This is a genomic window from Streptomyces sp. NPDC093094 (assembly GCF_044754345.1).
GTDB lineage: Bacteria > Actinomycetota > Actinomycetes > Streptomycetales > Streptomycetaceae > Streptomyces.
This window is the reverse complement of record NZ_JBIVOX010000002.1, coordinates 681,363-693,831: the sequence shown is the minus strand read 5'-3', so window position 1 is coordinate 693,831 and position 12,469 is coordinate 681,363. Positions and strand designations below refer to the sequence as shown.

7 protein-coding genes are annotated in these 12,469 nt (G+C 71.1%); 4 read left to right on the top strand and 3 right to left on the bottom strand.

What is annotated here, in order from left to right; translation table 11 throughout:
• Positions 1-7: 7 nt before the first annotated feature.
• Positions 8-586 carry a GNAT family N-acetyltransferase gene (locus ACIQGV_RS05895; RefSeq protein ID WP_402490972.1) on the bottom strand — a complete coding sequence of 193 codons (579 nt, stop codon included), beginning with the start codon at positions 584-586 and terminating at the stop codon, positions 8-10.
• Positions 587-838: 252 nt separating this feature from the next.
• On the opposite strand from ACIQGV_RS05895, the gene secA reads away from it, so the two are divergent.
• Positions 839-3,688 (top strand): preprotein translocase subunit SecA, encoded by a 2,850-nt coding sequence (gene secA, locus ACIQGV_RS05890; RefSeq protein ID WP_402490970.1) that lies wholly within the window; start codon positions 839-841, stop codon positions 3,686-3,688.
• A gap of 102 nt (positions 3,689-3,790) precedes the next feature.
• Here secA and ACIQGV_RS05885 read toward each other — a convergent pair whose 3' ends face one another.
• The gene (locus tag ACIQGV_RS05885; RefSeq protein ID WP_402490967.1) at positions 3,791-4,267 is read right to left on the bottom strand and encodes an Rv3235 family protein; all 477 of its coding nucleotides are present in this window, start codon (positions 4,265-4,267) and stop codon (positions 3,791-3,793) included.
• Positions 4,268-5,057: 790 nt separating this feature from the next.
• On the opposite strand from ACIQGV_RS05885, the gene ACIQGV_RS05880 reads away from it, so the two are divergent.
• Positions 5,058-5,570, top strand: a complete 513-nt coding sequence (locus ACIQGV_RS05880) for a DUF6912 family protein (RefSeq protein ID WP_402490966.1) — start codon at positions 5,058-5,060, stop codon at positions 5,568-5,570.
• Between the two features lie 80 nt (positions 5,571-5,650).
• Positions 5,651-6,328, top strand: a complete 678-nt coding sequence (locus ACIQGV_RS05875; RefSeq protein ID WP_402490963.1) for an HAD family hydrolase — start codon at positions 5,651-5,653, stop codon at positions 6,326-6,328.
• A 23-nt stretch (positions 6,329-6,351) separates the two neighbouring features.
• On the opposite strand, the gene ACIQGV_RS05870 is transcribed toward ACIQGV_RS05875, so the two are convergent.
• Positions 6,352-6,918, bottom strand: a complete 567-nt coding sequence (locus tag ACIQGV_RS05870) for a DJ-1/PfpI family protein (RefSeq protein WP_402490960.1) — start codon at positions 6,916-6,918, stop codon at positions 6,352-6,354.
• 565 nt (positions 6,919-7,483) lie between these two features.
• Between ACIQGV_RS05870 and ACIQGV_RS05865 the strand changes: the two genes are divergently transcribed.
• Complete coding sequence (locus ACIQGV_RS05865) at positions 7,484-12,418, top strand: NAD-glutamate dehydrogenase (protein WP_402490958.1); 4,935 nt, start codon at positions 7,484-7,486, stop codon at positions 12,416-12,418.
• The last annotated feature ends 51 nt before the right edge of the window (positions 12,419-12,469 follow it).

Here is a 12,469-nt window from a genome sequence, read left to right as displayed (position 1 = left end):
CCTGCGGCTACGCCGGGGCCGGAGCGGGCAGGTACGGCGCCGTGGACGGCAGACCCAGGTCGGAGGGCAGGAGCGAGCCGACCCAGCAGTCCCGGCGCACGCCGTTGTTGTTGACGGCGGAGCGGAGCGTGCCCTCCATGGTGAAACCGGCGCGTTCGGCGACCGCTCGGGAGGGGCGGTTGCCGACCTCGGCACGCCACTCCAGGCGGTCGACGGACAGACCGGTGAAGGCCCAGCGGGCGCCGGCGAGGACGGCCTCGGTGATGTAGCCGCGGCCGCGGTGCTCCGCGGCGGCCCAGAAGCCGACCTCGGCGACACCGAGGGCGCGCATCGTGATGCCGAGCATTCCCGCCAGTTCCTTCCCGGGGAGGAACACGCCGAACGTGTACATCGAGTCGCTCTCCCAGCCGTCCGGCACCAGCTGTCCGGTGAAGCTCTCCGCGTGCTCGCGCAGGTACGGAGAGGGGAACTGGGAGATCCAGCGCTGGGTGTCGGGGTCCTGGGCGGCGGTGAGGACCGCCTCGGTGTCCTGCGGGCCGACCGCGCGCAGAAGAAGACGTCCGGTGGTGAGAGTGACAGGTTCCATCGGCCGATTCTGCTCGGCCCCGAGGGGGCGGGCCATCGCTTTTCGCCGTGTGTGACCGAGCGGTCACATCTCGCGCAATTCGCCGTGCCCGCGCGGCACCATCCGATCGTCCCGTGCGTTGTCATGGGTGAAACAGCTGTCGGGCCGCCGGGCCTCCCGGCCCAGCCCGGTCCTCGCATACGATGGCCGTTGCTCAGTCAGTCACATGGAAACCGACCGTCCCAGGCCCGACCGGCAAGGAGACCAACCCCCGTGTCCGTCCTCTCGAAGATCATGCGTGCAGGCGAAGGCAAGATCCTGCGCAAGCTGCACCGCATCGCGGACCAGGTCAACTCCATCGAAGAGGACTTCGTCGACCTCTCCGACGCCGAGCTGCGGGCCCTCACCGATGAGTACAAGCAGCGCTACGCCGACGGTGAGAGCCTGGACGACCTGCTGCCCGAGGCGTTCGCCACCGTGCGCGAGGCCGCCAAGCGTGTCCTCGGCCAGCGCCACTACGACGTCCAGATCATGGGTGGCGCGGCCCTGCACCTCGGCTATGTCGCCGAGATGAAGACCGGTGAGGGCAAGACCCTGGTCGGCACGCTGCCCGCCTACCTCAACGCCCTGTCCGGCGAAGGCGTCCACCTCATCACGGTCAACGACTACCTGGCCGAGCGCGACTCCGAGATGATGGGCCGCGTCCACAAGTTCCTGGGCCTGGAAGTCGGCTGCATCCTGGCGAACATGACGCCGGCCCAGCGGCGCGAGCAGTACGCGTGCGACATCACGTACGGCACGAACAACGAGTTCGGCTTCGACTACCTGCGCGACAACATGGCGTGGTCGAAGGACGAGCTGGTCCAGCGCGGCCACAACTTCGCCATCGTCGACGAGGTCGACTCCATCCTGGTCGACGAGGCCCGTACGCCGCTGATCATCTCCGGCCCGGCGGACCAGGCCACCAAGTGGTACGGCGACTTCGCCAAGCTGGTCACCCGCCTCAAGCGCGGTGAGGCCGGCCAGCCGCTCAAGGGCCTGGAGGAGACCGGCGACTACGACGTCGACGAGAAGAAGCGCACGGTCGCCATCCACGAGGCCGGTGTCGCCAAGGTCGAGGACTGGCTGGGCATCGACAACCTCTACGAGTCGGTGAACACCCCGCTCGTCGGTTACCTGAACAACGCCATCAAGGCCAAGGAACTGTTCAAGAAGGACAAGGACTACGTCGTCATCGACGGCGAAGTCATGATCGTCGACGAGCACACCGGCCGTATCCTCGCCGGCCGCCGCTACAACGAGGGCATGCACCAGGCCATCGAGGCGAAGGAAGCGGTGGCGATCAAGGACGAGAACCAGACGCTCGCCACGATCACCCTCCAGAACTTCTTCCGTCTCTACAAGCGCCACGACCACAGCGGCAAGGAGGTCCCCGGCCTCTCCGGCATGACCGGTACGGCCATGACCGAGGCCGCGGAGTTCCACCAGATCTACAAGCTCGGCGTCGTCCCGATCCCGACGAACAAGCCGATGGTCCGCAAGGACCAGTCGGACCTGATCTACCGCACCGAGGTCGCGAAGTTCGAGGCGGTCGTCGACGACATCGTCGAGAAGCACGAGAAGGGCCAGCCGATCCTCGTCGGTACGACGTCGGTCGAGAAGTCCGAGTATCTGTCGCAGCAGCTCAGCAAGCGCGGCGTCCAGCACGAGGTGCTCAACGCCAAGCAGCACGACCGTGAGGCGATCATCGTCGCCCAGGCCGGCCGCAGGGGCGCCGTGACCGTGGCCACCAACATGGCCGGCCGCGGTACCGACATCAAGCTCGGCGGCAACCCCGAGGACCTCGCCGAGGCCGAGCTGCGCCAGCGCGGGCTCGACCCCGAGGAGCACATCGAGGAGTGGGCCCAGGCCCTGCCCGCCGCCCTGGAGCGGGCCGAGCTGGCGGTCAAGGCCGAGAAGGACGAGGTCGAGTCCCTCGGCGGTCTGTACGTGCTGGGCACCGAGCGGCACGAGTCGCGGCGCATCGACAACCAGCTGCGCGGTCGTTCCGGCCGTCAGGGCGACCCGGGCGAGTCCCGCTTCTACCTGTCGCTGGGCGACGACCTGATGCGGCTGTTCAAGGCGCAGATGGTCGAGCGCGTGATGTCCATGGCCAACGTGCCGGACGACGTGCCGATCGAGAACAAGATGGTCACCCGCGCGATCGCGTCCGCGCAGTCGCAGGTCGAGACGCAGAACTTCGAGACGCGCAAGAACGTCCTGAAGTACGACGAGGTCCTCAACCGCCAGCGTGAGGTCATCTACGGCGAGCGCCGCCGTGTCCTGGAGGGCGAGGACCTGCACGAGCAGGTGCAGCACTTCATGGACGACACCATCGACGCCTATGTCGCCGCCGAGACCGCCGAGGGCTTCGCCGAGGACTGGGACCTGGACCGGCTGTGGGGTGCCTTCAAGCAGCTCTACCCGGTGAAGGTCACCGTCGAGGAGCTGGAGGACGCGGCCGGGGACCGGGCCGGTCTCACCGCCGACTTCATCTCCGAGTCCATCAAGGACGACGTCCACGAGCAGTACGAGGCGCGTGAGGCGCAGCTCGGCTCGGAGATCATGCGTGAGCTGGAGCGCCGGGTCGTGCTGTCGGTCCTGGACCGCAAGTGGCGCGAGCACCTCTACGAGATGGACTACCTCCAGGAGGGCATCGGCCTGCGGGCGATGGCGCAGAAGGACCCGCTGGTCGAGTACCAGCGCGAGGGCTTCGACATGTTCACCGCGATGATGGACGGCATCAAGGAGGAGTCCGTCGGCTACCTGTTCAACCTGGAGGTCCAGGTCGAGCAGCAGGTCGAGGAGGTCCCGGTCGAGGACACCAAGCCGGTGGCCGACCTGGAGAAGCAGGACTCGGTGCCCGCTCAGGCGGCCGGACGTCCGGAGATCCGCGCGAAGGGGCTGGACGCCCCGCAGCGGCGCAACCTCCACTTCTCGGCGCCGACCGTGGACGGTGAGGGCGGCACCGTCGAGGGCGACTTCACCGAGGACGGCGAGCCGGTGCGCTCCGAGGCCGACGGCCTCACGCGCGCGGAGCGCCGCAAGCAGGCGCGTGGCGTGAGCCGCCGCCGCAAGAAGTGACACACCGGGCGTGACGCCGTAGCGCCACGCCGGGAGAAGGGCCGGGCCACCCCCTGGAGGGGGCCCGGCCCTTCGGCGTGTCCGGGCCGGGCGAGGCGGTGCTCAGCGGGTGGGTGCGCCGTCCCGGCCGGCCGTCGGGCCGAGTTCCACGGCCGTGCAGCGCCAGCGGCGGTCCCGGCCCAGCTCCAGCCGGAAGGCCATGGCCCGCAGACGGTCGCCCGCGGCGATACGGGCGAACGCCTCGACGGCGCCGTCGCGCGGCACGTAGTAGCCGATGTCCCGCACGACGGGCCGCGCTCCCCGGGTGCGCAGCGGACCTGTCTCGGCGAGCCGCGCGAGGTCGTCGTACGCCTGTCCGGCGGTGTGCCGCAGCATCCAGTGCACGGGGCGCAGACCGCTGAGCACGAGCACGAGCCGGTCCGCGAAGAGGTCGGTGGGACGGGGCTGGGGGACGGGGCGGCGCGGCGTCTGCGCCGGGACGGTGTCCGGGCGCCGCGCGGTGCGGGGAGGGCCGGACGCGACGGCCTGCGCGGCCCTGAGAAGGCCGGGGAGAGGGCGCTGCGGCCTTCCCTGGGCCATGGGGCGGGGCCCGGGCGTAAGGGCCCCGGCGGGCGCGCCGGGGGCCGGTGTGCCGGTGCCACGGGCGGCCGGCGGGCGGGTGCCCGCCGGTCCTGTGCCGCCGCCGCCCGCGCGGGCCGGGGAGCCGCCGGGACGGCGCGGGTCGCGGCGCGTCGGGGGCCGGGTGCCGGGCCGGGCGGACGAGCGGGCGTCGGCGGGACGGCCCGGGGCGCGGGCGGCCGGGTGAGCCCGGCGGCCGGGATGCGCCTCGGCGGTGGTGGCGGCATCGGAGGGAGCGGGGGCCGCGCGGCCGGGGGCCGGACCGGCGGGGCGCGCGGCCGCGGGAGCGTGCGGCTGCGGCTGCGGCTGCGGCGGGTGCGGGGGCCGAGGCGGGTGTGGGGAGTGCCGAGGGGTGGCCGGGTCCGCGGTCCGGTCCGCGGCGCGGGGAGGCGTCCTGGTCATGACCTTGTCCATGACGCGCAGGCCAGCCGTTGCGGTGATGACGTCCATGAGATCCCCGTTCGACGAGCCCGGAAGATACCGGGCAGTAACTTCGCGCTGAGGATCTTGTACGGGGTGAGGGACAGGAGCGGCAAGTGGGGAGGAAACGGATGCCAGGGCCACGCACTGTTCACCTATCAGAGGGAACCGGCCGGCCGCGGACCCGTGCCCGGAAGGGCGCACCGGGTGAATTCCCGGCCCCGGGTGGACGGTTCCGGGGCCCTGGACGGGGACCCGAAAGGGGACAGCGGACCGTATCCTGAAGGCCCTTCGGGCTTCGCCAGTTCTCCGACACGAAAGCGGCCGTCCCATGCGCGTCTACGTCCCCCTGACCCTCTCCGGTCTCGCCGAGGCGTACAAGACGGGCGAACTGGGGGCGGAGCTCGTCGCCTACGCGGTGACGCCGGCCCTGCGCGAGTGGTACCTCTCCGACGACCTGGAGGAGCTGGAGTACGCGGCCCTGGGCCGCGCCGCGCTCGCCTCGCTGCGCCGGCTGGCCGCGGACCCGGGTGCCGGGCGGCGCCGGGTCGTGGTGGCCGTCGACGTCCCCGACGGCTCGGCCGTCGCCGGCCCCGACCGCGGGCCGGACCCGGCCGGACTCGGCGAGGTACGGGTCGCCGGCCCCGTACGGCTGTCCAGGGCGGCGTCGGTGCACGTCGACGCGGACGACGCGGAGGCGGACGTGACCGCGGCGGCCCAGGCCCTCGCGGCGGCGGACGGCGGGGACGACGACGCGCAGTTCACCGTGGACGGGGCCGAGGACCACGAGCTGCTCTGGTACGCCACACAGGAGATCCCCCACCTGGTCGGCCTGGCCGGCTGAGCGGGCCCGGGCCCGCTCAGCCGCACTCCGCCGGTCTGCGGCTCTCCTGATTGCCGGCGGGGGCGGGTACGTTCTTCGGCATGGGAACGCACCCTGTGGGCCATATCGTCTGGGACTGGAACGGCACCCTGTTCCACGACAACGACGCCATCATCGGCGCGACGAACGCGGCGTTCGCCGAGCTGGGGCTGGAGCCGATCACGCTGGAGCGGTACCGGGCGCTGTACTGCGTACCCGTGCCGAAGTTCTACGAGCGGCTGATGGGACGGCTGCCGACGGACACCGAGTGGCTGGTCATGGACGAGACCTTCCACCGGCACTACACCGAGCACCGTGCGCGCTGCGGTCTCGCCGAGGGCGTCACGCAGCTGCTCGCGGACTGGGGGGCGGCCGGGCGGAGCCAGTCGATCCTCAGCATGTACGGGCACGAGGAGCTCGTGCCGCTGGTGCGGGGTTTCGGGATCGAGCGCCACTTCCTGCGGGTCGACGGGCGGACAGGGCCGTCCGGCGGCACCAAGGCCGAGCACATGGTGCGTCACCTGGGGGCGCTGCCGGGCGTGGACGTGCGCCGGACGGTGGTGATCGGGGACGCCGCGGACGACGCGCTGGCCGCGCTGCACGTGGGGGCGCAGGCGGTGCTGTACACCGGCGGGTCGCACGGCAGGGCGAGCCTGGAGCCCGTCGGGGTACCCGTGGTGGACACCCTCCAGGAAGCGGTCGCCGAGGCCGAGCGGATGGCGGCACGGGCACCCCGGTGAGCCCGGGGGCCCGGGCCGCGAAGCTACGTCACCGGCGCCTTCGCCCGCAGCACCGTGAGGAACTCCCGCATCCACGCCGAGTGGTCCGGCCAGGCGCGGGAGGAGACCAGGGTGCCGTCGACGACCGCCTCGGCGTCCTGGAAGGTCGCACCGGCGGCCTGCATGTCGAGTTCGAGGGCGGGATAGGCGGTGACGCGGCGGCCGCGCAGGCCCTCGACCGCGGCGGTGAGGAGGGGGCCGTGGCAGATCTGGGCGACGGGCTTGTCCGCGTCGAAGAACGACTTGAGGATCTTGCGCAGCTCGGGGTCGTTGCGCAGGTACTCCGGGGCACGCCCGCCGGGGACGACCACGGCGGCGTACTCACCGGGCTCGACCTCGGAGAAGGCGAGGTCCGCGGGCCAGGTGTACCCCGGTTTCTCGGTGTAGGTGTCGAAGCCGGGCTCGAAGTCATGGACGACGAACTGCAGCTTCTTGCGCTCGGGGGCGGCGATGTGGACCTCGTAGCCCTCCTCGCGCAGCCGCTGGTAGGGATAGAGGACCTCCAGGGACTCCGCCGCGTCCCCGGTGACGATGAGGATTTTCGCTGTCATGGCCGTGCGCTCCCCTCAGAACCGTGGCTTCACGGGAAACCTGCCCCCTGGACGGCGCCCTTGCCAAGAGGCGCATTCGTTTTCAGCCTGCGCGCCCCTGCCGCGAGAGGCGAATCAGGACGCCTCACCCGGTCGCCCCTGTGCAGAACGTCAAAGTTCGCCCCCCAGTTTTGTACACATACGGCTCATGACGTGGGCCCGGTGGGGAGCGATAGCCTTGGTGGCGTGATCAGCGCGATATCTCGCGGGGGCACCGATGCCCCTGCCCTGCGCCCGGTGAGCACGGAGGACATCCGCTGCCGGGCGGCAATCGCTGGTCCTCGCGGCCGGTTCGGGGCTGTGACAGCCCCGAGAACACCGCACACACCCTGGATCGAGGCGGCGCCGACAGCGGTGTGCCGTCCCTCGGTGACGTGGGGCCCGACCGTGGGCCCACCGCGCTTCTTCCCCGGCGGCACGACGTCGGAACGGACCGGACACCCCGCGTCGCGGCGCCGGGCCGGTGGGGGAGAGACCGTACTTCCTTCAACGTCACGCAACGGCGCGCGACAGGAGCCAGAGGACAATGCAGACCAAGCTGGACGAAGCCAAGGCCGAGCTGCTCGAACGGGCCGCCCGGGTAGCTGAGAACAGCCCGGTCGGGGGGCACCTACCGACCGGGAAGACCGAGCAGGGAACCCCCGACCGGGCCGCCGTGCTCGCGTTCCTCCAGCGCTACTACCTGCACACCGCCCCGGAGGACCTCACCGACCGCGACCCGGTCGACGTCTTCGGAGCCGCCTACTCGCACTACCGCCTGGCCGAGAACCGTCCGCAGGGCACCGCCAACGTGCGCGTGCACACGCCGACGGTCGAGGAGAACGGCTGGATGTGCAGCCACTCCGTCGTCGAGGTGGTCACCGACGACATGCCCTTCCTCGTCGACTCCGTCACCAACGAGCTGACCCGCCAGGGCCGCGGCATCCATGTCGTCATCCACCCCCAGGTCGTCGTCCGCCGCGACCTGACCGGCAGGCTCATCGAGGTTCTCACCACCCCGCACACCGGCGACCTGCCGCACGACGCGCACGTCGAGTCCTGGATCCACGTCGAGATCGACCGCGAGACCGACCGCTCCGACCTCAAGCAGATCACCGCCGATCTGCTGCGTGTCCTGTCCGACGCCCGTGAGGCCGTCGAGGACTGGGAGAAGATGCGCGACGCGGCCCTGCGGATCGCCGAGGGCCTGCCCGAGGAGCCGGTCGCCGAGGACCTGCGCCGCCAGGAGATCGAGGAGGCCCGCGAGCTGCTGCGCTGGCTGGCCGCCGACCACTTCACCTTCCTCGGCTACCGCGAGTACCAGCTGCGCGACGACGACTCCCTGGCCGCCGTGCCCGGCACCGGCCTCGGCATCCTGCGCTCCGACCCGCACCACGCGGGCGACGACCAGCACCCGGTCAGCCCCTCCTTCGAGCGGCTGCCCGCCGACGCCCGCGCCAAGGCCCGCGAGCACAAGCTCCTCGTGCTGACGAAGGCCAACAGCCGCTCCACCGTGCACCGCCCGTCGTACCTGGACTACGTCGGCGTCAAGAAGTTCGACGAGAGCGGCGAGGTCGTCGGCGAGCGCCGCTTCCTCGGTCTGTTCTCCTCGGCCGCCTACACCGAGTCCGTGCTGCGTGTGCCGGTCATCCGCCGCAAGGTCGACGAGGTCCTGCGGGGCGCCGGGTTCTCGCCCAGCAGCCACGACGGCCGCGACCTGCTCCAGATCCTGGAGACGTACCCGCGCGACGAGCTGTTCCAGACGCCCGTCGACGAGCTGCGGGCCATCGCCACCTCCGTGCTGTACCTCCAGGAGCGCCGCCGGCTGCGCCTGTACCTGCGCCAGGACGAGTACGGCCGCTACTACTCCGCACTGGTCTACCTCCCGCGCGACCGGTACACCACCGGCGTGCGCCTGCGGATCATCGACATCCTCAAGGAGGAGCTCGGCGGCATCAGCGTCGACTTCACCGCCTGGAACACCGAGTCGATCCTGTCCCGGCTGCACTTCGTGGTCCGGGTCCCGCCGGGCACCGAGCTGCCGCAGCTGTCCGACAGCGACAAGGAGCGCATCGAGGCCCGCCTGGTCGAGGCCGCCCGCTCCTGGGCCGACGGCTTCGCCGACGCGCTCAACGCCGAGCTGGGCGAGGAGCGCGCCGCCGAGCTGCTGCGCCGCTACTCCGACGCCTTCTCCGAGGGCTACAAGGCCGACCACAGCCCGCGCGCGGCGGTCGCCGACCTCGTCCACCTGGAGCGGCTGACCGAGCAGGACAACTTCGCGCTCAGCCTCTACGAGCCGGTCGGTGCCGCCCCCGACGAGCGCCGTTTCAAGATCTACCGCAGGGGTGACGCGATCTCCCTGTCCGCCGTCCTGCCGGTCCTCAACCGGCTCGGCGTCGAGGTGATCGACGAGCGTCCCTACGAACTGCGCTGCGCCGACCGCAGTGTCGCCTGGATCTACGACTTCGGCATGCGCGTCCCCAAGACGCAGGGCGGAGCGGGTGGCGACTACCTCGCCGACGACGCCCGCGAGCGGTTCCAGGAGGCGTTCGCCGCCACCTGGACGGGCAGGGCCGAGAACGACGGCTTCAACGCCCTCGTGCTGGGTGCCGGGCTGACCTGGCGGCAGGCGACGGTGCTGCGCGCGTACGCCAAGTACCTGCGCCAGGCCGGCTCCACCTTCAGCCAGGACTACATGGAGGACACCCTCCGCACCAACGTCCACACCACCAGGCTGCTGGTGTCGCTGTTCGAGGCGCGGATGTCGCCCGACCGCCAGCGCGCCGGGCACGAGCTGGTCGACGCCCTCCTGGAGGAGCTCGAAGCCGCGCTCGACCAGGTCGCCTCGCTGGACGAGGACCGCATCCTGCGGTCCTTCCTCACCGTCATCAAGGCGACGCTGCGCACCAACTTCTTCCAGGAGGCCGCGGCCGGCCGGCCGCACGACTACGTCTCCATGAAGTTCGACCCGCAGGCCATCCCGGACCTGCCGGCGCCGCGTCCGGCGTTCGAGATCTGGGTCTACTCGCCCCGCGTCGAGGGCGTGCACCTGCGGTTCGGCAAGGTCGCGCGCGGCGGTCTGCGCTGGTCCGACCGGCGTGAGGACTTCCGCACCGAGATCCTCGGCCTGGTCAAGGCGCAGATGGTGAAGAACACCGTCATCGTGCCGGTCGGGGCCAAGGGCGGCTTCGTCGCCAAGCAGCTGCCGGACCCGTCCGTGGACCGCGACGCGTGGATGGCGGAGGGCGTCGCCAGCTACAAGACGTTCATCTCGGCGCTGCTCGACATCACCGACAACATGGTGGCCGGCGAGGTCGTCCCGCCGGCGGACGTCGTGCGCCACGACGAGGACGACACCTACCTCGTCGTCGCCGCCGACAAGGGCACCGCGACCTTCTCCGACATCGCCAACGGGGTCGCCGAGCAGTACAACTTCTGGCTCGGTGACGCCTTCGCCTCCGGCGGCTCCGCGGGCTACGACCACAAGGGCATGGGCATCACCGCCCGCGGCGCCTGGGAGTCGGTCAAGCGGCACTTCCGCGAGCTGGGCGTGGACACGCAGACCGAGGACTTCACGGTCGTCGGCATCGGCGACATGTCCGGTGACGTGTTCGGCAACGGCATGCTGCTCAGCGAGCACATCCGCCTGGTCGCCGCCTTCGACCACCGGCACATCTTCATCGACCCCAACCCGGACGCGGCCGTCTCCTGCGCCGAGCGCCGCCGTCTGTTCGAGCTGCCGCGCTCCAGCTGGGCCGACTACGACACCGAGCTGCTCTCCGCCGGCGGCGGCGTCTTCCCGCGCAGCGCCAAGGCGATCCAGATCAACGGACACATCCGCGCCGCCCTGGGCATCGAGGAGAAGATCTCCAAGATGACCCCGGCGGACCTGATGCGGGCCATCCTCGCCGCGCCGGTCGACCTGCTGTGGAACGGCGGCATCGGCACCTACGTCAAGTCGTCCCAGGAGTCGAACGCCGACGTCGGCGACAAGGCCAACGACGCCATCCGCGTCGACGGCAGCGACCTGCGCGTCAGGGTCGTCGGCGAGGGCGGCAACCTGGGCCTGACCCAGCTCGGCCGGATCGAGTTCGCGCTGCAGGGCGGACGGATCAACACCGACGCCATCGACAACAGCGCGGGCGTGGACACCTCCGACCACGAGGTGAACATCAAGATCCTGCTCAACGGGCTGGTCGCCGAGGGCGACATGACCGTCAAGCAGCGCAACAAGCTGCTCGCCGAGATGACCGACGAGGTCGGCCGTCTGGTGCTGCGCAACAACTACGCGCAGAACACGGCGATCGCCAACGCCCTCGCCCAGTCCAAGGACATGCTCCACGCCCAGCAGCGCTTCATGCGCCACCTGGTCCGCGAGGGCCACCTCGACCGGGCGCTGGAGTTCCTGCCGACCGACCGCCAGATCCGCGAGCGCCTCGGCTCCAGCCAGGGCCTGACCGGCCCGGAGACCGCGGTCCTCCTGGCGTACACGAAGATCACGGTCGCCGAGGATCTGCTGGCCACCTCGCTGCCGGACGACCCCTACCTGCGCGGTCTGCTGGACGCCTACTTCCCGACCGCGCTGCGGGAGCAGTTCGCCGGGCAGATCGACAGCCACCCGCTGCGCCGCGAGATCACCACCACGGTCCTGGTCAACGACACCGTCAACACCGGCGGTACGACGTACCTGCACCGGATGCGCGAGGAGACCGGCGCGTCGCTGGAGGAGATCGTGCGGGCGCAGACCGCCGCACGGGCGATCTTCCGCTCGGCGGAGGTGTGGGACGGCGTGGAGGCCCTCGACAACCGGGTCGACGCCGTGGTCCAGACCCGGATCCGGCTGCACTCGCGCCGCCTCGTCGAGCGCGGCACGCGCTGGCTGCTCAACAACCGGCCGCAGCCGCTGGAGCTCGCCGAGACCGTCACCTTCTTCGCCGAGCGGGTGGAGCAGGTGTGGCAGCAGCTGCCCAAGCTGCTCAAGGGCGTGGACCTGGAGTGGTGGCAGCAGATCTACGACGAGCTGACCGCGGTCGGCGTGCCGGACGAGCTGGCCACGCGCGTGGCCGGGTTCTCCTCGGCCTTCCCGGCGCTGGACATCGTCTCGGTGGCCGACCGCATGGGCAAGGAGCCGCTGGACGTCGCCGAGGTCTACTACGACCTGGCCGACCGGCTCAGCATCACCCGGCTCATGGACCGCATCATCGAGCTGCCCCGCGCGGACCGCTGGCAGTCCATGGCCCGTGCCGCCATCCGTGAGGACCTGTACGCCGCCCACGCGGCGCTCACGTCCGACATCCTGGCGTCGGGCAACGGCTCCGCCACCCCCGAGCAGCGCTTCGAGGTGTGGGAGCAGAAGAACCAGGCGCTTCTCGGCCGTGCGCGCACGACCCTGGAGGAGATCCAGGGGTCGGAGACGTTCGACCTCGCCAACCTGTCGGTGGCGATGCGCACGATGAGGACGCTGCTGCGCGCCCACTCGTGACGGCACCATGAGGAAGGCGCCCCGGGCCGCACGGCCCGGGGCGCCTTCCTC

Coding starts and splice junctions, on each gene's coding strand:
- ACIQGV_RS05895 (WP_402490972.1), bottom strand. CDS start 586: ATGGAACCTGTCACTCTCACCACCGGACGTCTTCTTCTGCGCGCGGTC.
- ACIQGV_RS05875 (WP_402490963.1), top strand. CDS start 5,651: ATGGGAACGCACCCTGTGGGCCATATCGTCTGGGACTGGAACGGCACC.
- ACIQGV_RS05885 (WP_402490967.1), bottom strand. CDS start 4,267: ATGGCCCAGGGAAGGCCGCAGCGCCCTCTCCCCGGCCTTCTCAGGGCC.
- ACIQGV_RS05880 (WP_402490966.1), top strand. CDS start 5,058: ATGCGCGTCTACGTCCCCCTGACCCTCTCCGGTCTCGCCGAGGCGTAC.
- ACIQGV_RS05865 (WP_402490958.1), top strand. CDS start 7,484: ATGCAGACCAAGCTGGACGAAGCCAAGGCCGAGCTGCTCGAACGGGCC.
- ACIQGV_RS05870 (WP_402490960.1), bottom strand. CDS start 6,918: ATGACAGCGAAAATCCTCATCGTCACCGGGGACGCGGCGGAGTCCCTG.